Source organism: Clostridium sp. CS001, from assembly GCF_020443565.1.
Taxonomy (GTDB): Bacteria; Bacillota; Clostridia; order Clostridiales; family Clostridiaceae; genus Clostridium_AD.
Window position 1 is genome coordinate 55,110 of sequence record NZ_JAIZZN010000005.1, and the last position, 20,891, is coordinate 76,000.

The following is a 20,891-nucleotide window of genomic DNA, read 5'->3' on the forward strand; positions in this document are numbered from 1 at the left end:
ATGGTGTGTTTTGAAAGGGCTAACTTTCAGAACACACCATTAAAACAATGCTCAACTATTATTTAAAGTTTTCTTATAAAATATAAAAAATGAACTACTAGTTACAATAACAGCTATAATGTCTGCTATAGGCTCTGCCAATAAAGTGGCAAATAATTTATCTTCAAAAAAGTTTGGAAGAATAAATATAAGTGGTATTAATAAAATAACTTTTCTTAACAAGGCAAGAAGCGTTGATATTCTCGCCTGTCCTAAGGCTAAAAAACATTGCTGACAAGCTATTTGAGCCCCAAATATAGATATACCTACAAAGTAAATTCTAATACTCCAAACTGCCATAGCTGTAAGATCTGGATCGCTAGTGAATACAGATACAAAAATTTGTGGGAACAACATTAAAATACTTGTCATAATGACTGTATAGGAAACACAGCAGGTGAAAAGTAATTTAAAGGTAGCTTTTACCCTATGTAAGTTTTTAGCTCCGTAATTATAACTTATTATAGGTTGAGCTCCTTGGGTTAATCCTGATAGTGGAAGAAATATTATTTGCATTATACTAGCTAATATTGTCATGGCACCTACTGCTATATCTCCACCATAAGCTTGAAGTTTTGTATTTAGAGATATTAAAACTAAACTTTCAGTAGATTGCATAATGAAGGGTGATACTCCTAAACTTATAATTGGAATAAGAACTCTAGCTTTAGGTACTAAAAACTTCTTACGTATTTTTAGGGTTGTCTTCTTTCCAAATAGAAATTTCAAAACCCAAATAGCTGAAACCATTTGTGCTATTATTGTTGCCAAAGCAGCTCCTTGAACTCCCATGTCAAATACAAAAATTAGTATTGGGTCAAGCACTATATTTATTACTGCACCGATTATTACAGTACACATACTTATTTTTGTGAAGCCTTGGGTATTTAAAAATACATTCATTCCTAAAGCTAATTGAACAAAAACTGTTCCAATTAAGTACAAGGTTATGTAATCTCTTGCATATGCAATGGTTTGCTCGCTAGCACCAAACGCCCAAAGAATTGGGTCTTTAAAAACCATGAATATCAGGGTTAAAGTAAGCCCCGTAATAATAAGCATAGAAAAGCTATTGCTCATTATTTCTTCAGCAGCTTCATTTTTCTTTTCACCCATTTTCATAGCAGCAAGTGGTGCTCCACCCATACCAATCAAAGCACTGAAGGCTGATATTACAAGAATTATAGGAAATGATACCCCAACTCCCGCCATTGCAAGCTCACCACTTGGAAGCCTACCTATAAATACTCTGTCTACAATATTGTAGGAAACATTTACTAGTTGAGCTATGATACAAGGCAACGCTAGTTTAAATAATAACTTCCCAATTTTACTGTTTTCAAATTCTGAACTTATTGAACTCATAAAAAACTCCTTACTTTCTCACCTTATTTTAACCATTCAGGTTCTTCTCTTATAATTGGTCTTATACCGTACTTTTCTTCAAAGTTTTTTAAAATATTTTGCCTAGTTTCTGAGGATACATTAATACTCTCAATTAAATCTTTTGATATACCATAAGTAAATGGGCAATTAGCTATACATAAACCACAATCCGTCCCTAGGCTCCTCCATCTTCTATAACACTCTTCAGCATTTATCTTCCATCTTAATATACCTTCATCTTCTGCCATTACCCCCTTAGGTATTGCTTTTCCTGGGCACGTCTTTGCACATCTTCCACAATCTAAGCAAAACTCTTTTACACCAAAATCTTCTCGTATATCTGGCACAATAGGCATATCTGTGGTCACTACTCCAAGTCTAACGCAGGCTCCATCTTCTTTAGTTATAATCAATCCATTTCTTCCTAGCTCCCCAAGCCCTGCATCTCTTGCTACTAGTGGTGCTACTACTAAATAGTTTCCATCCATATGATTCCTAGCATCATACCCTAGCTCCCTAATATAGTATGAAATAATCATTCCAATAGTTGCTGATTCTACATATCCTTTCGCAACAGCTATTGATTCTGGAAGCTTTGGTGCTCTCATAATCATTTCTTTATCCATAGATACCGCAAATACAATTCCATACTTATGTTTTTTATTAATTTCTTCACCATAATTTTCCTCATGTCTTCCCCTATGAGAATAATAATGATAATCTTTCATTTCCGCTATACCAACTAATTTTGCGTTATAAAACTTAGCTAATCCCTTAATTCTTTCTGTCATAACAACTGGATCTACTGAAGTTTTGCTTTGAGCAACCTCACCTTCGCTATGTTTCCTTATGTCATATAAATATTTAAAGGTGGCGTCTACCATAGGTGAATTTATGTTATTAAACATAACTGAACCTTCTCCGCCCATTGGTAGTAAACTCCTTAATGAATCATCCATTCCTTTTAAATTGGGTTTTTCAGCATAATAATCATTATAAATTTCGCTTCCTTGTTTATAATTCATTCTTGCAAACATAGTGTCTCTTTCATCAAACTTTTTCATATATTTCTCCTTTGATGTGCCTTAGGACTTTAGAATGCCTTTTGAGATATCTTAACACTTTGAGAGTAATCATTCAACACTTTGAATGATATACTTTCCTTTTTAACATACTATGTTAAAATTAATAAATTCTTTATAACTTGTAAATTTTAATTATAAAAATATTTTCCATTGTATGGTACATACAATATGTGTCATAATAAAGTTGTCCAATCTTTGGATTAATGATTATATTGTTAGGATGTAGCTAATCTTGAATCTGTAGATTTAGCTCAGAAGCTTGGCTATGTGCTCGATGAAGCTTATGACACATACTATATTCACTCAAAATAAACCTAAATTAATAAACAAGGGGGATGATTAAATGAAAACTGTGCATCAATTAAAACAGCAGTTAATAGATATTAAAAACAACAACTGGAGCGTTCCAAGTGACATAGACAAGTATGAACTAGCCCTAGAAATGTTAGAAAATATAGGTTCCGTAGATCCTGAGCTTCGCGATGAACTTATTTTAGAACTCCTTTCTGACATGATTGTAGAAAATCAATTAACAGATGGAGATGTAAAAAATTTACTTAAATTATTATTAAGCGAAAAGCATCTATTTTATAATATTGGTAAAATTGAAGATGATTCTGTTTTTAATAGGGCCTTTACTTTATTAATTACAGAAGCAATGCTACATCGTCATAATCAAAATAAGGACATCCTTTTTCCAGAAGAAGAAATAAAAAGAATTTGTACAGATGTAATAAAATACACAAGACAAGAAAAAGATGTAAGAGGATATGTAGAAATTAAGGGGTGGGCACATTCTACCGCTCATGCAGGTGATGTATTTTGTAATCTTGTTCAATGTACTGAAATTGAGAAGCCAGAATTAATAGCAATATTAGAAGCAATAAAAGACAAGGTATGTATAAGTTATTATGCATATATAAATAATGAGGATGAAAGGCTCATATGTGCTGTTATGGAAATACTAGAAAAAGGGAATTTTAATGATGAAGAATTTATAAATTGGATAAAAAGCTTTGAAGATGTTCAAATAACAGGAAAGTACCCAGAAGATCACAATCTAATAAGTAATCGAAAAAACTTTTTATCAGCACTATATTTTAGACTTAAAAGAAGAAATGAAAAAATCGAATTCTTGAATACAATAGAACAAGTAATGAATAATATAACTCCAAACCATTTTAAATAGAATGAGTATTTTAAGCATATCAAAGCTTTTTTTAGATTTAAAGAATCATAATTTCAATAATGGTAATTCCTCACTAGTAGTGGAAAATGATAATTATGATGTAGCGTTGACCATGTAAATTGCTGGTTTTTAAATACATAAATAAGGTGCGAATTTATATGAATTATCGCACCTTTTATGAATGTTAAGAACTAAATGCTCTAAATTTCACAGAATATGAGCTAATAAATGGATTTCAACTGAAATGGGTTACTAAATATCTATTTGAGAACTTCCTAATGCCTCATTATATCTTCTCGATACTTTTTAACTAATATTATTCCTTTCTACTTATACTATCTTGCAGACAACCTAAGATTGCTTTTTAACTAGCCTTCTGCAATCTTGAACTTGAATAACTTGAAATCCAGCATTTTTGTATAATCTTAATGCCTCTTCATTACTGGCTAATGCATTTAAGTTTACACCTGTTGGATCTTGCTCCAACCCACGATTTACTGTAAATTCTAATATCTTTCTTCCATACCCTTTTCCCTGATACTTTACATTAACAAATAGTAAATCTATTTCTGCATTTTTAACCATGGAAGCTCCTATCATATCATTATTTTCAAAAAACAAATAAGTATACTCCTTTTCATTTAAAGTCCACTTTCTATTGTTTTCAAGAGCTTTTTCACCTGCTGCTAAATACCAATTATATGGCTTTATATCACAGTTTTCTCTCAGTTTTGAAAAAGCCTCACTCTCTAAGCTTATTTTATCTATATAATTCTTATCTTCATATTTCTTTACACAAAGGTTGTGCTCATTAAATTTTCCACCTTTATATGTGAAACGATGTACAGAAAACCAATATTCAAATCCAACTTCGTCAAAAAATTCTTTCCACTGCAAATTATCTTTTACATGAAAAGTTTTAATAAATGTAGTTGAATTCTCTACAAAAAGTTTTTTTGCTTCTTCCCAAAGCTTTAAGCCTACCGATCTTATTAATTCGTTAGAAGCTACTCCCATTTCAACATTACAATAATCACCACTAAACCCTAAATGAATAAATCCTTTTATGCCATTGTCTTCGTATACCAGTATTTTTTCTGCTGATTTTAAATCTTCAATTTCTTCTGGCATTGCCATGTACTCTAAAGTATATATTTTTACTATTTCCTCAATATCATTTTGTGTATAATTTCTAACCATTTTAAATTCCCCCTATATATCTAGTGTACTTGATTGTACACTGATTAATTTTACTTGTTTATTATTTTATTATTTCTTAATGATAACTCAATCACTTTAACACCTCACTTTTTATTAATGGGCAATTTCCAAACAATAAAAATAAGCTGCAAATGAACTAATGTCCATTTACAGCTAATAAATATGCATAAATATATACCCATAAAACACACTTTTAATATACCTCAAACTTATATATAATTAAAAATGGATATAAAAATACCGTGCACATAAGAGCACAGTATTGTATATTGCAATATCATAGATTGTAACATAGCCAATGTCCTTAACTTATCTTTCTAAAAGAAAGCGTAAATATACTTGTTGTATTTTTCGCAGAATAAATAAGCCTTAAAATAGACTCCTTTTATACTTCTTTTAGAACTGTATTCAATTAATACATTTAGTTAAGACTGACTAGCTTCATGATTTTATCTCCTTTTAAATATATATTTATATAAGTTATACTTTATTGTCTATATTTACAATTTAACATTAACTTATTCAATTGTCAATAGTTTTAGTTTTATAGCTTAAATCATCACTTGATGTACTACAACATAATAATAACTTTACCTTTATTTAGTTTTCACCCTTATATAAAATAACCTTTAATAAAATCATATAATTCTTCCATTATAATTTTATTACTCGTTCTTTATTCAAATCCAATAACCTCCCTATCTAAAATATACCAGAACTCCTCATTTTCCTTGTAAAGTCTATCGTAAAAGTCTGTGGCTTCATCTAATAGCTTATCTCTTATTATAATGAATTTACTATTTAAAGCTGCAATTTTAATAACATTACTTACGTTTTCATCATTTATATCTATTAAATCTACATTTCTTTGTAATTTTCCCTCTAGAACTTGTGTTAATTCTAATTCTTTACTAAAAGATATCTTATCCTCACCAATTATAGCTATATCTATATCAGATTCCGAATTAAAGTCATCGTTTGTAAAGCTACCGAAAATAATTACATTACTTATTTTATTACTTAAAAATATATTTTTAAATTCCGCGCATGTAATTATTTCCAATAATTCTTCTTTAGTTTTTAAATCATCAGTATAGGCTTCATTAAACATAGACTTTTCTCCCTTATTTTTAATAATTACTTTTGTTAATTATTATATTCCAATCATTGCCTTATAACCATACTGTATTCACTAATTTCCCATCCCTAATCTATCTTTTTACAGCTTTCTCTTATAATAAGTTTTGTTGGTATAATAACTTTTTTGCTGATTTTCCGTTGATCTTTTATTCTTTCCATTAAGAGTGCTACAGATGTTTTACTTATAAATTCTGTATGTACTCTTATTGTAGTTAAAGCAGGAACTATATATTGAGCAGTTGATATATCATTAAATCCTATTATGCTTATATCTTCAGGAATCCTTAGTCCCTTTTCTTGTATTGCCTTATATGCGCCTATAGCCATAGAGTCATTTGCCATTATAAATGCCGTAGGGTAGCTTCCTTTATCCAATATATCCTTAGTAAGCTCATAGCCACTTGCGGGGGTAAATCTTCCTAGCCTTACATATCTCTCATTTAATAATCCTTTTGGCCTCATGTAATCATAAAAAGCCTTTTCTCTAGTATCTATAATCTCTATGTTGTCCTGAGTCTCAATGTCCCGTCCACCAATAAAGCCTATAGATTTATGACCTAAGTCAGTTAGATAATCTAAAGCCTTTTCTATAGCCTTTCTCAAATCTATAATAACGCAATCAAAACTTTCATCTTCAGTGGCATAATCTACAAAAACTATATTATTATTTTTTACTTTAAACTCATTTAGTTCGTTTTCACTGAGGTTTCCAATGATAATTAGTCCATCAATATTTTTTATCTTATCATAAGATTCTTTATCTCCAACATTAAAAAATTCTACCCTTTCTTCTTGTAGCATTTTTTCAATAGAATTTCTTACAAAAAGATAATATGTATCTTCCATTTCTTCTATATCAGAGTATTGCTTCTTTATGCCTACCTTGTAGAAGTTTTTTTTGCTTTTCCTCTCTTTGGTAGTGACATATTCAAGTTCTTGAGCAATTTCAAATATCCTCTTTCTTGTACTATCCGCTACACTTATGGTTTCATCATAGTTTAAAACTCTAGAAACTGCAGCTATAGATACTCCCGCTCTTTCCGCTATATCTTTAATTGTGGCCATATATATCACATACCTTTCTACTCATGTATATAACTTATAATCAAGCTAATTAACTATTAGGATTTAACTTTTATAAAATCAAGTTTTGTTTCTGCAATTATTATTGCTACAAAAATTATTATGCAACCTATAATCATCTTTGAATTTAAACTCTCACCAAGGAATATTATTGATGAAAGGGTACCAAAAACTGCTTCTGTAGATAAAATCATAGCAGTCTTTGTAGCATTAACATGTTTTTGAGCTATATTCTGAATGAGAAAAGCTATAGTTGTACTTATAACCCCTAAATATAGTATAGCAAAAATACCTTTAGTAGTTAGCATCGCAGCATCTTTCGTGAAAAATAATGATAACATTGACAAAACAAAAGCTGTTATCATCTGCACTATTACTAGCTGCACAGGGCTATATATTTTTGTATAATACCCTATAGAAATAATATGCATAGCAAAACCTAATGCACAAACTAATGTTAATACGTCTCCAGACTTTACATTAAAAGAGCCTTCTAAGGTTAAGAAACTTATACCTACAATAGTAAGCACAGCTCCAATTATTGAATATTTATCTGGTTTTCTTTTTAACACTATCCAGTATAAAAAAGGAACCATCACTACATTTGTGGCAGTTATAAAAGCATTTTTTGAAGGAGTAGTATACTTTAGACCTATGGTTTGAAAGGCAAAGGCCAAAAATAAAAAAACTCCAATTACTACTCCAGCTTTAATGGTTGGCAATTCAATTTTTTTAAACTCTCTCCAAAATATTATAATCATTATAACACTAGATATAAAAAATCTATAGGTCATTATTTGAAATGGAGATAGTCTTGCATCAAGAGCCATCTGAGAAGCTGCAAAACCAGTTCCCCATATAATGGCCACCAGTGCTAGTGCTAGATCTGCTGTTTTGTTCTTCATAATATCACCCTTTATATTAAATATTCGTTTGCAAAGTATGATCCAAATCTACTAAAGGATATTTTACTAATATCTATATTCAAATTTATTCCTCCTCTAATATTTCCTTTGCTTTTACTAAATCTGAGATTTCTTTATTGTTATATATAGAAAGCTTCATAGAAAGCCTAAATGGCTCAAATTTGCATTGATACTTATCTAATTGACTTTGGCCACAAGAGTTAGACCCTAATCCATTTTGCTTATAATCTATATTCAGTGTTATGTATTCTCTTTGTTTCAAATCTACAGTGTGCTTTGCTTTTTCTAGGTCTATGGCTTCATAATACATTGCACTAAAATCAAAACTTTCCTTAGCTTTAGCCATTATTCCAACACCTCTATCATTTACAAGCCTTACCCACTTACAATCAGTTCTATTACCATTTTCCTGCGGCTTTACATAATTAGTGAATAATTCTTCTACACTCTTACCGTATACTCCAAATAAATTGCATTGCTTTGAATCAGAGTAAGATTCTCCAGGCCCTCTTCCATACCATTTTGCATTAAAGCAATCTTGGCTTAGCTTCATCTTAACACCTATTCTTGGTATCATGCTTGGAGCATTTTCTATTCTTCCTGAAGGAATCCCTTTCACTGAGAATAATATATCTCCTGAAGAATAAATCTTGTATTCATAAGTACAATGGTAATACCAAGAGGAGTTAGTGGTGCCATTCATTGTTATTACCCTTATGAGCACATAGTCATTTCTTTCTTCATACATAAAGTCCTCTACTACCTCATGCATCAGATGCATAAAATATTTTTTGCGATAGTCCTCTAATAGGTACATATCATTGTCTATAGGAGCTCTCCAAAAATTTAATCTAGGTCCTTCACCAACTACTCTATATCCATCCTTTTCGATGAATAATATGTTCCCTCTTACCTTATCAAAAGCTACTGAAAACTCTTCTCCCTGAATTAATAACTTGCAGTGTTCTTCATTAATCTTTAAATTTCCTTCAAGTTTTATAGCATTACCTTTTAAATACATAGGAAGCTTAAATTGAGCTGTAGCAAGTTCATGACCTCTTCTAGCCCAGTTTAATTCCTTATTTAATACATAGGATATATTTAAGTAATAGTCTGTTTCTACTTCTACTGGAAAATCCAAAGGATATTCTAATGTTATTTCTTTTTCACTTCTTGCTTTAATACCCTTTATTTCTACTTTGTTACTATAAATTATTTTATCATCTTTAACTATAGAGTATATTAAGTCCAAATTATCTAAACTTATAAAATCATATCTATTTCTTAAACTCAGTATTCCTTTATTTAAATCAATTGCAGTAGTTTCAACAGGCTCGATTACTTTCTTATATTCTAATAACCCTGGTGATGGGCTTCTATCTGGCATAAGCAATCCATCTATACAGAAGTTTCCATTGTTTGGGTCATCTCCAAAATCTCCGCCGTATTTATAAAATACTTCTCCATCTTCATTCATAGATTTTATACCATGGTCAAACCATTCCCAAATAAATCCCCCTTGGAGTTTATCATGTTTATAAAACAAGTCTTGATATTCCTTTAGATTCCCTGGACCGTTACCCATAGCGTGACAATACTCACATATTATATGAGGTTTCTTAGACTCATTTATTATCTTATCCATCAATAGACCAGTTGGACGTTCTAGCCAAGTATACATTGTAGAATAAACGTCCACTGCTTCAACTTCACGATCCCCTTCATAATGTACTAATCTAGTAGGATCCAATTCTTTAGCTTTTTTAGTCATAGCTTTAAAATTATGACCAAAGGCAGACTCATTACCTAGAGACCACATTATTATACAGGGATGATTCTTATCTCTATGGATCATTCTCTCAAGTCTACTTACATAAGCTTGCTCCCAAGCCGGGTCATCACTAATCCATTTATAGTCCTTAGTTAATTCAAAACCGTGACACTCTAAGTCCGCTTCATCAATTACATACATACCATATTCATCACATAGCTCATATAAACAATCTGAATTAGGGTAGTGGGCTGTCCTTATAGCATTAATATTATATTGTTTCATTAATGTTATATCCGCTTCTATTTCTTCTTTAGCTACTACTCTTCCATTAACAGGGTTGTAATCATGTCTATTTACCCCTTTGAACTTAATAGCTACTCCGTTTACCGTAAATGTTTCGCCCTTTAGCTCAATCTTTCTAAAACCAATCTTTTGTGGAATGACCTGAACTATCTTTTCGCCTTGCTTTAAAGTAATTAGTAGAGTATATAAATTAGGATCTTCTGCTGACCACTTTAATTGGCTTATTACCTCTTTCTCAAAGACTACCTTCGAGCTTTTTACTAAAACTTCTTTTTCAAATATAACCTTGTGATTTTTATCCAACAATTCATAAGAAAGAGTACAATCTTCACTCTCTCCCCTTAATTTTGTTTCTACCTTTAATAAAGAATTTTTATAATTCTCACCTAAATCTGTTATCACATAAATATCATCTATTCCATTGGCCGGCTCCGAGTACAGCTCTACATCTCTAAATATTCCACTTAACCACCACATGTCTTGATCTTCAAGGTAAGTTCCATCAGACCATTGATAAACTCTTACTGATATATTATTGCTACCTGCTCTAACCAAATTAGTTATATCAAATTCTGATTGAATTCTTGCTCCTTTGCTGTAACCAGCCTCTTTTCCGTTTATCCATAAATGAAAGGCAGAATCCACTCCATTGAACTTTAAAATAATTCTATTACTAAACCAATTATCATTTAAGTAAAACTCTCGTCTATATATCCCCGTGGGATTTTCCGTTGGGACATAAGGAGGATTTATAGGAAAGTTGTACCACAAGTCTGAATAATGCATTTTACCATAGCCCTGCAGTTGCCAATTTCCAGGTACAATTATATTATCCCAGTGTGAATCATTAAAATCTTCTTTAAAAAAATCTTCTGGTGAATATTCCGGAGCATCTAAAAACATAAATCTCCAGTTCCCATTTAATATTTTATAACTATGAGAATATTTCTTTTCATCTAGTAAAGCTTTCTCCCTATCTATATAAGAATTAAACTGCGCTCTGGCCTCTAATCTATTTGTATTATCTAGTTCTATGTTTTCCCACTCTTTTACTTTCCTCATTTTCTTCCTCCTTATTGCCTTAACATTTATTCTTTAATTACATTTTACTAAATATATTAGTAAAAATCAATGTTTCTTTACTAATATTTTTAATAATTTTACTTAAATTTTACTAATTGTACTTTAGCTAGCATTACTTTATTAAAAAAAGTGCTCAAGTGATTAATTTTCTATCACTTGAGCACTCTTTTTTAGTTATTCTGCACTTTTAAGAGATTCTATCATATCAATCTTATCAAACCTACCATACATAGCTAAGTTTACAATTACTGAAAACAGTATTGTAAGTAAAACGGAATACACAAAATAAATTGGACTAATCTTCCTTAAAAACATAATTACGTCTGTTTCAGCACTGTTAATTACATAACTGTTAAGTACGATCCCCACAAAAATTCCTGTTAGACTTCCAATAACAGTTAATATGATATTTTCTCTGTATATATATTTTGCAAGCTCATCATTATAAAATCCTAAAAGCTTTATTGTTGCAAGTTCTCTCCTTCTCTCACTAATATTTATATTTGTGAGATTGAATATTACAACAAAGGCTAAAACCCCTGCGGCCACTATTAATACTAGTACCACTGAATTTATACTATCAACAGCCTTATTCATGTCAACATGAACATTACTCTTAAATCCTATAGAGTTTACTCCTTTAATACTTTTTAATGTAGTAGATGTGTTATTCTTATAAGTTTCTGAAACATTTTCAATAAGTCCATAAAAACTATTGAAGATTGGATTGCTACCCGTTACCTTTTGGTAATAAGAAGGACTTATATAAATATAGTGTTGAACGTAATGTTCCGTGATACCCTCAATCTTAACTTCTAAGTCCTTATCATTTAAAGTAATTACAATTGTGTCTCCTGCCTTTTTATTAATAATCTTAGAGAGTTTCTTAGTTATAATTACACCTTCATCTCCAAGATTTAGTTCTTTATCATTCTCTTTTAAGTTTATATAGCTGCTTAAAGCTTCCTTCTTTTCAGGTACAACCACATATACATCATGACTTAGAGCATTATCCATTTTAACAGTTGCATTCTTCGAGTAGGTAAACAGTATTGATTTAACATTAGTGTCTTTTACTATTTGTTCTTTTATGCTATTTTTTTCAGTTTCTCGTACATTTTTAGTAAGGGTCCCTTGCATATCGTATTTATAGATATCTCTAAATTGCTTTTCTGTTGAGCCTACTATTCCTTCTTTTAATCCGAAACCTGTTACCAAGAGTCCCGTACAAGCTGCAACACCTATTACAGTCATGAAAAGTCTTTGCTTATATCTAAATATATTTCTTGCAGTAACTTTCCTTGTAAAACTTAATCTTTTCCATATAAAATTCACCCTTTCCAGCAATATTACTTTTCCTGACTTTGGCGGCTTTGGTCTCATTAAAGAAGCCGGTTCTTCTCTTAGTTCCTCCAGTGTTGCAGCCACTGCAGCTACTGCCGTAAATAATATGGCAATTAAAGATGCTTGAAGCGCAAGACCATTATTAAATGGTGCTAAAGACCTTGGAATAGCATAAAGAGAACCATAAGCCTTCATTATAAGCGGTGGAAACAACCTAAAACCAATTGATACACCAATAAGACTACCAATGAGACTTGCAGATAATGCATATATAAGATAATGAGATACTATAGCTGCTCTAGAATATCCTAATGCCTTAAAAGTACCTATCTCTATCCTCTTTTCCTGAACCATCCTTGTCATAGTTGTAAGACTTACTAGGGCCGCTACCAAGAAAAATATCAATGGAAATAACTTTCCTATATTATTAATCCTATTGCTATCTTGTCTATAGGTTTCGTATCCTATATTTGCAGACCTTCCAAGGACATACCAATCCGGTGTTTTAATATCTTCAAGTTTATCTCTGTTTTCCTGAATTTCAGCCTCACCCTCTTTAATTTTGGTGTTTGCCTTTTCTTCCTCTGTTTTTAACGTTTCAGTATTTTTCTTAATTTCTATCTTGCCATCTTCAATTTCTTTTCTTGCTTTATCTATCTTCGCTAATCCTTCTAATCGGCCTTTGTTTAATTGAACTTCTGAATCCTCTATCTTTTCCTTACTTATTTTTAACTCTGCTCTTCCAGCAGCAATTTTAGCCTCGCCACCTTGAAGTTGCTTTTCATTATTACTTAGTTGCGACCTACCAACAGCAATATCACTTGCGCCCTTATCAAAGCTTCCTTTTAAAGCTTCTATGTCAAAATAAGGTTGCATAGCTTCTATCTTATTATCACTTTTTAGTGCCGTATACATGCTATCAAAATCTCTACCTTTAATATCCCTTTCATAGGTATCATTAAGAAAATTATACTCAGCAATATACATAGTATTATTTGGATCAGAATCCATTTGTTTTTTTGAATCATTTACCTTTTGAGATACTGATGATGAAATATCACTTGCAGCCTTTTGTTTTCCTAGGTTAATATCTTTTTCACTGTTATTTAACTTAATTTTGCCTTCAGCAATTCCAAGCTTACCTTTTTCTATATCCTTGTACTTAGCATTAAGTTCTGCCTCTCCTAATATTATCTTTGCTTTTCCATCTTTTATTTGTTTTTCACCATCAGCCATTTTTTCATTGAAGGTAGCTTCACTTTTTTTAAGTTCCAACATGCCCACATCTATTTTATTTGATGCATCCTTTAGTTTACTATAGCCCTCTTCAAACTTTTCCTTTGCTTCCTTTTTAGAATCATTCAATTTAGCCTCTGCATCATTAAGCTTGTCATTTCCTTCTTTTAAAATACCAGCATACCGAATCTCACCCCTTGATGTTCCAAGGTCTTTAAGTGCTTTTTCTATACTTGCATTAGCTTTTTTGTAGTTTTCATTATTTATAAGACTACTTTCTGACTCACTGCTCTTTGTTCTTACATATACTTCTGTATAAGCATCGCTTTTAAATACAGTTGGTAGTATATATATGAATCCTCTTACAGAACCATTTCCAACAGAACTAAGTTGCCTTTGCTCTGATATATACAAAGGTGACTTTGCAGTTCCAACTATTTTAAATTCAGTATTATTCAAGTTGTCTTGTATATTGCTATCGTCTCCTGATTTAAGCACTATCTTATCATTTAGCTTAAGGTTGTTTTGCAAAAGAAACTTCTCCTCTACTACCGCTTCATTATCGGTAGTTGCTTTTCTACCACTAACCATCCTTACGCTATTTATAGAATTTTCTTCAGGTTGTGAATTTATATTTAGAACTAACATTTTTTTATCTTTCTCTATTACTGCATCTATTGAATATGATCCTTCTACCTTCGTTACACCCTCTTGTTTTTCCACTACACTTATATCATCCTTAGTAAGTCCAAGTGTAGAAATTAGTTTGAAATCCATAAGGTTATTTTCACTAAAGTACGTATCTGCCGATAACTTCATATCTGGACTTGTGGCTCTAATGCCTGCATAAAATGCTACACCAATTGCTATTATTATGACAATAGAAAGAAATCTTGATAGTGTCTCTTTTACATCGCGAGTTAAGTTTTTAAAAAATGTCTTCTTCATGATTACCACTCTATACTTTCAATTGACACTGGATTTGCGTTCTTCTCTATGCTTTTAATCTTACCACTTTTTACTCTTATTATCTTGTCTGCAATTGGTGCTAAGGCAGAGTTGTGAGTTATAATTATAACCGTCATATTATACATTTTCTGTGTATCAGCTAAGAGCTTTAGTATTGCTTTACCAGTATTATAGTCAAGGGCTCCTGTTGGCTCATCACAAAGTAGTAATTTAGGATTTTTTGCAATAGCTCTTGCTATAGATACTCTTTGTTGTTCTCCTCCTGAGAGTTGAGAGGGAAAGTTTTGAAGCCTTTCTCCTAGTCCTACATTTTTAAGCACCTCTACTGGGTCCATTGGGTTTTTGCATATCTCAACTGCAAGCTCCACATTTTCAACTGCATTTAAATTTTGAATTAGATTATAAAATTGAAATACAAAGCCTATGTCTTCTCGTCTGTATTTGGTTAGCATCTTTTTATTATACTTACTAATTTCATTACCATCCACATAAATGCTTCCCTCTGTTACCTCATCCATACCTCCTAAAAGGTTAAGTATTGTAGACTTGCCTGCACCACTTGCACCAAGAACAATAACAAACTCTCCCTTATCTATAGAAAAGGAAACATCATCCACTGCTTTAATAACAACTTCCCCCATATCATAACTTTTCTTCACATTTTTAAGTTCAATAAAACTTTCCATTCTATGCACTCCTTCCATCTATTTATATATCTTCCACTTCTCTTTTTTTATATCATGAACTGCCATTCTCTTTTATTTGAAAAAAATATTAGTTTTTCTTTATATAATAAAATCACACTACAGATTCTCACATTCTAACTTATTTTTAATATCAGTATAAAGGATATCAATTATATTTAGTATATATCTCCTAACTTCTGATCCATCATCGTGCCTTTCAAGTATTATTGAAATACTCTCAACAAGGCTATGTGAAATAAGATATATAACAAGATCATCCTTAAGCTTTTTACCTTCCACAGACAATTCATATTTCATTTTTTCAGTAACAATTCTAGTTACAAAGTTAGTAAAGTTATTCTTACAATTTTCATACTTAGACCCATCACTTTTATTAAGTAATATAGCAATTTCTGTACTGCTTTCATTGAATATCTCCATTATTTCTTCCATGAGCTGATAAAATATATGTTCTGCTTTATCATTGAGCTCAACCTTATCAAACTGGTTAATGTAATCTATTAGCCTGTAATATACTATTCCTATGAGGTTTTCATATAAATCTTCTTTAGAATTAAAATATTTATATATATTCCCCACAGATGTATTTGAGTTTTTAGCTATACTTCTTATAGAAGTTCCCTTATATCCAAATTGCCTAAATTCCTTTAATGCTTCTTTCACTATTTTATTTCTAACTTCATCCTTTAAATATTGCATTAGAAAACCTCCGTTCTCTTTTAAAGTTTATACTAGTTTAAAATTATTGTCAATAAATAAATCAAAAAATAAAAATGGCTATATTAGTTTATAGCCACTTTGCCTTACTTGTTGCTTTGTCTTAAATACTCCTCAATAAAGATATCAATATCCCCATCCATAACAGCATCTACATTTCCCATTTCTGTATTGGTCCTATGATCCTTAACCAAATTATAGGGATGAAATACATAGGATCTAATTTGACTTCCCCAACCATTATCCTTTAAATCTCCAGTTAAGTCTTCTATCTTATCTTTTTTAGCTCTTTCCTTTAAATCTAAAAGTTTTGCCATGAGCATTTTCATTGCAGTTTCTTTGTTACTATGCTGACTTCTTTCATTTTGACACTGAACTACTATGTTTGTAGGTATATGTGTAATCCTTACAGCTGAATCGGTTTTATTTACGTGCTGTCCTCCTGCTCCCCCAGATCTATATGTGTCTATCCTAAGATCATCAGATTTTATATCAATATCTTGACTTTCAGTAAGCTCTGGAAGCACCTCACAAGAAGCAAATGAGGTTTGCCTTTTTCCGTTTGCATTATAAGGTGAAATTCTTACAAGCCTATGCACTCCCTTTTCAGCCTTTAAATATCCATAGGCATATTCACCAGTTATTTTTAATGTAACTGCTTTAATCCCTGCCTCATCAGCTGGTTGATAATCTAAAACTTCAACTTTATATCCCTTCTTTTCGCACCAACGTGCGTACATTCTATAAAGCATTTCTGTCCAATCCTGAGCGTCATTACCACCTGCACCAGTATGAAGAGTTAAAATAGCATTGTTTTTATCATACTCTCCTGCTAATAAAATCTCTATCCTAAATACATCTGTGTCATGGGCTAATTCTTTTAATTCACTTTTTATTTCTGACATTGATCCGTCATCGTCTTCTTCCTGACTTAGTTCTATAAGCACATCTAAATCCTCTATCCTGCTAATAACTAAATTAAACCTATCAAGTCTATCTTTAATACCCTTAGCTTGTTGTGCAATTCCTTGGGCTATAACTATATCATTCCAAAATGTTGTCTCCTGCATTTTAAATTCTAGCTCTCTTAACTCTTTTTCCATAGTTGCTATGTCAAAGGGACACCCGAACTTCTTCTATGTTATTTTTTAATACATTTAATTCACTGATTATTTCTTCTATTTGTATTATCAATTGCTACACCTCTCTCATCATATTTAAAAAGAGGCAAGCAAGAATTAATTGCCTACCCCTTTTATAGCTTACAAGTTTAAATTATAAACTATTATTGTCCCCTGCCGCAGCAGTTTTTATATTTTTTCCCTGAACCACAAGAACAATCATCATTTCTTCCTGGTTTAGATTCTTTTTTAGTTGGCTCATTTTTTATAGAATCATCATGATTTGTTGATGTAATTTTTGCAACCATTTCCCTTTCAGGTGCTCTTTCTATTTGTACATGGAATAGGTATTTAACAGTTTCTATTTTGATATTTTCAATCATTTCAGCAAACATATCACTACCTTCCATTTGGTAAGCTTGTGAAGGATCTTGTTGCTTATATGCTCTAAGTCCAATACCTTGCTTTAAATGTTCCATATCATCAATATGATCCATCCATTTACTATCTACTACTCTTAAAAGAATAACTCTTTCAACTTCTCTTACTTGTTCCTCACCAAAGTGTTCTTCCTTTTGAGCATAGATTTTTTGTGCTACATCTAAAAGAGTAGCTTTAATCTCCTCATTAGATGCTTTAGATAATTCTTCTATTGAAAGAATACCTTTTGGAAGGAATATATCTTCGAGATAATTAATTAACTTTATTAACTCTTCGTCAAAAGTTTCCTCAACTCCGGTAATATGAGATGCAACTGAAGTATAAATAACATCTTTTATCATTTCTTCAATTTGACCTTTTATATTTTCGCCTTGAAGAACTTGTGTCCTTTGTCTATAAATTATTTCTCTCTGCTGATTCATTACATCATCATATTGAACAACATTCTTTCTTATATCAAAGTTATTTCCTTCAACCTTCTTTTGAGCACTTTCGATTGCGCCACTTACCATTTTACTTTCTATAGCATCTTCATCAGTTAATCCTAACTTTTCTACAACGCCTTGAAGCCTTTCAGATCCAAATATCCTCATTAAATCATCTTCTAGTGATATGTAAAATCTTGAACTTCCCAAATCACCTTGACGACCAGCACGACCTCTAAGTTGATTATCAATACGTCTAGATTCATGCCTTTCAGTTCCAATTATCTTAAGTCCTCCAGCTTCAATAACACCTTCTTCAAGCTTAATATCCGTACCACGGCCCGCCATATTAGTTGCTATAGTAACCATACCAAGTGCTCCTGCATGAGATATTATATCTGCTTCTTTTTCATGATATTTAGCATTAAGTACTTGATGAGGAACCCCGCGTCTTTTAAGCATTTCAGATAATAGTTCTGACTTTTCTATACTTACTGTACCTACTAGTACAGGCTGTTTATTCTTATGCGTTTCAACTATTTCATCTATTATAGCTTTATATTTTCCCTTAACAGTTTTATAAATTAGGTCTGGATTATCAAGTCTTGCTAGTGGCTTATTTGTAGGAATCACTAATACATCCAGTCCATATATTTCTCTAAATTCATTTTCTTCAGTAAGTGCAGTACCTGTCATTCCTGATAACTTTTTATACATTCTAAAGTAGTTTTGGAAGGTAATCGTTGCAAGAGTCTTTGACTCTTTTTCGATTTTAACCCCTTCTTTCGCTTCAATAGCTTGATGAAGTCCGTCACTGTATCTTCTACCTTCCATAAGTCTTCCAGTAAATTCGTCTACAATAATAACTTCTCCTTCTTTTACCATATAATCTTTATCTTTTCTCATCATATAGTTTGCTTTCAAAGCTTGCACTACATGGTGCTGTACACTCATATTTGTTGCATCAGCATAATTTTCTAAGTGGAAATACTTTTCTGCCTTGTCTATCCCTGCATCAGATAATATAACAGAACTAGCTTTTTCATCTATAGTGTAATCATCCTCTTTTACTAGTCCCTTTACAAAGTAATCTGCTACCTTATAAAAATCTGTGGATTTTTCTCCTTCTCCAGATATTATAAGCGGTGTTCTAGCTTCATCTATTAATATAGAGTCAACCTCATCCACAACTACAAAGTTTAACTTCCTTTGAACTCTTTCCTCTTTATATACAACCATGTTATCTCTTAAATAATCAAAACCAAATTCATTATTTGTTCCATAGGTTATATCTGAATTGTAGGCTGCCTGCCTTTGAGTTTGATCTAAATCATGAATAATTACACCTACAGAAAGTCCTAAGAACTCATGTATTCTACCCATCTCATCTCTATCTCTTTTGGCAAGATAATCATTAACTGTAATTATGTGAACTCCCTCGCCTGTTAATGCATTTAAATATGATGGAAGTGTCGCTACTAACGTTTTTCCTTCACCAGTTTTCATTTCTGTTATTCTTCCTTGGTGTAGGATTATACCCCCAATTAGTTGCACTCTAAAATGCTTCATGTGAAGAACTCTCCATGAAGCTTCTCTAACTACTGCAAAGGCTTCAGGTAATATGTCATCTAAAGTCTCTCCGTTTTTCAACCTAATTTTAAATTCTTCTGTCATTGCTTTAAGTTCGTCATCACTTAGGCTAGTCATCTTTTCATCTAGGGCCTCTATTTTATCTACAGTTGATATTATTCTTTTTATCTCTCTATCACTATAACTACCAAATAACTTTTCAAAAAGTTTCATACTTTTCATCCTCACAATTCATATTAATACGTCCTAATTATGTCCTTTTAAATTATACCACTTAACTTCTTGCTATTCAACTAGTATGGTTTTATAAAATCTGTAAATTATTTATGAATAATTTTCTATTCTGCTTTTTAAAAGCTAAAAAGGATTAAAATAAGCCTAAACTTACTTTAATCCTTTAAGTTTTATATCTTAAAATCCTGATTCTATTAAACCATAATTTCCATCTTTTCTTTTGTATACTACATTTACTTCTGAACTTTCATCATTCATATATACAAAGAAACTATGACCAAGTAACTCCATTTGAAGTACTGCTTCTTCTGCTGACATAGGTTTGAAAGAGAATTTCTTTATCTTTACTATTTTAGAATCAATATTCTCTTCGTCATTATCAGCATACTGTGGAATGCTTTGGAATTTAAGAGAATTTCCATGGTTTCTTCTTTCGAGTCTTGTCTTTTGCTTTCTGATTTGTCTCTCTAATTTATCAATAACAATATCTATTGAAACATACATATCTTCATTTAGCTCTTCCGCTCTTAAAATAACTCCATTGAATGGAATTGTAACTTCTATAGTGTGATTATTTTTTTGTACCCTCAAAGTTGTATGAGCCTCAACATCTGAACCAAAGTATCTATCAAGTCTTGATAGTTTCTTTTCTATAATGCTTTTTAGAGCCTCTGTTACCTCTATGTTTTTACCAATTACTTTAACTTTCATAATTCCAGCCCCTCTCTTATATATATACTGCTTTACTTCTAAGCATGTTATATATTTGTTATTTCAATTCTATTACTTTTAGTACTAAATAACAAGTATCAAATTCAGAATATACATAATATTAAAGCATTTTAAAGCGTAGTATCTTAATTTCTCTTGTTTTTACC

14 protein-coding genes are annotated in these 20,891 nt (G+C 31.4%); 1 reads left to right on the top strand and 13 read right to left on the bottom strand.

Annotation, left to right across the window (positions count from 1 at the left end):
- Positions 1-51: 51 nt before the first annotated feature.
- Positions 52-1,404, bottom strand: a complete 1,353-nt coding sequence (locus LGK97_RS05130) for an MATE family efflux transporter (protein ID WP_226258680.1) — start codon at positions 1,402-1,404, stop codon at positions 52-54.
- 23 nt (positions 1,405-1,427) lie between these two features.
- On the bottom strand, positions 1,428-2,489 hold the full coding sequence (locus LGK97_RS05135) for a 4Fe-4S dicluster domain-containing protein (protein ID WP_226258681.1): 1,062 nt from the start codon (positions 2,487-2,489) through the stop codon (positions 1,428-1,430).
- 364 nt (positions 2,490-2,853) lie between these two features.
- On the opposite strand from LGK97_RS05135, the gene LGK97_RS05140 reads away from it, so the two are divergent.
- The gene (locus LGK97_RS05140; protein ID WP_226258682.1) at positions 2,854-3,699 is read left to right on the top strand and encodes a DUF2785 domain-containing protein; all 846 of its coding nucleotides are present in this window, start codon (positions 2,854-2,856) and stop codon (positions 3,697-3,699) included.
- A gap of 351 nt (positions 3,700-4,050) precedes the next feature.
- Here the strand turns inward: LGK97_RS05140 and LGK97_RS05145 are convergent, their stop codons facing one another.
- The 11 genes from LGK97_RS05145 to hpf all read right to left on the bottom strand — a co-directional run bounded on the left by LGK97_RS05145 (position 4,051) and on the right by hpf (position 20,724).
- Entirely contained in the window at positions 4,051-4,899 is an 849-nt protein-coding gene (locus LGK97_RS05145; protein WP_226258683.1) for a GNAT family N-acetyltransferase, read from the bottom strand.
- A 697-nt stretch (positions 4,900-5,596) separates the two neighbouring features.
- On the bottom strand, positions 5,597-6,031 hold the full coding sequence (locus tag LGK97_RS05150) for a nucleotidyltransferase family protein (protein WP_226258684.1): 435 nt from the start codon (positions 6,029-6,031) through the stop codon (positions 5,597-5,599).
- A 95-nt stretch (positions 6,032-6,126) separates the two neighbouring features.
- Positions 6,127-7,125 (bottom strand): LacI family DNA-binding transcriptional regulator, encoded by a 999-nt coding sequence (locus LGK97_RS05155; protein ID WP_226258685.1) that lies wholly within the window; start codon positions 7,123-7,125, stop codon positions 6,127-6,129.
- Between the two features lie 56 nt (positions 7,126-7,181).
- Positions 7,182-8,048: a DMT family transporter gene (locus LGK97_RS05160; RefSeq protein WP_226258686.1), complete on the bottom strand. Its 867-nt coding sequence runs from the start codon at positions 8,046-8,048 to the stop codon at positions 7,182-7,184.
- 85 nt (positions 8,049-8,133) lie between these two features.
- Positions 8,134-11,208, bottom strand: coding sequence for a beta-galactosidase subunit alpha (gene ebgA, locus LGK97_RS05165; protein WP_226258687.1), 3,075 nt, complete (start codon positions 11,206-11,208; stop codon positions 8,134-8,136).
- Between the two features lie 195 nt (positions 11,209-11,403).
- Entirely contained in the window at positions 11,404-14,757 is a 3,354-nt protein-coding gene (locus tag LGK97_RS05170; protein ID WP_226258688.1) for an ABC transporter permease, read from the bottom strand.
- 2 nt (positions 14,758-14,759) lie between these two features.
- Positions 14,760-15,464 carry an ABC transporter ATP-binding protein gene (locus LGK97_RS05175; protein WP_226258689.1) on the bottom strand — a complete coding sequence of 235 codons (705 nt, stop codon included), beginning with the start codon at positions 15,462-15,464 and terminating at the stop codon, positions 14,760-14,762.
- A gap of 117 nt (positions 15,465-15,581) precedes the next feature.
- A complete protein-coding gene (locus LGK97_RS05180) occupies positions 15,582-16,184 on the bottom strand; it encodes a TetR/AcrR family transcriptional regulator (protein ID WP_226258690.1) in 603 nt (200 codons plus the stop codon).
- A gap of 104 nt (positions 16,185-16,288) precedes the next feature.
- Positions 16,289-17,396, bottom strand: a protein-coding gene (gene prfB / locus LGK97_RS05185) for a peptide chain release factor 2 (RefSeq protein ID WP_226258691.1) whose coding sequence is annotated in 2 segments (ribosomal slippage) — positions 16,289-17,317 and positions 17,319-17,396 — 1,107 coding nt in all. Because the reading frame shifts where the segments join, the coding sequence is not laid out codon by codon here.
- A gap of 91 nt (positions 17,397-17,487) precedes the next feature.
- The gene (secA, locus tag LGK97_RS05190; protein WP_226258692.1) at positions 17,488-19,992 is read right to left on the bottom strand and encodes a preprotein translocase subunit SecA; all 2,505 of its coding nucleotides are present in this window, start codon (positions 19,990-19,992) and stop codon (positions 17,488-17,490) included.
- Positions 19,993-20,190: 198 nt separating this feature from the next.
- Positions 20,191-20,724, bottom strand: coding sequence for a ribosome hibernation-promoting factor, HPF/YfiA family (hpf, locus tag LGK97_RS05195; protein WP_226258693.1), 534 nt, complete (start codon positions 20,722-20,724; stop codon positions 20,191-20,193).
- Between the last annotated feature and the right edge of the window lie 167 nt (positions 20,725-20,891).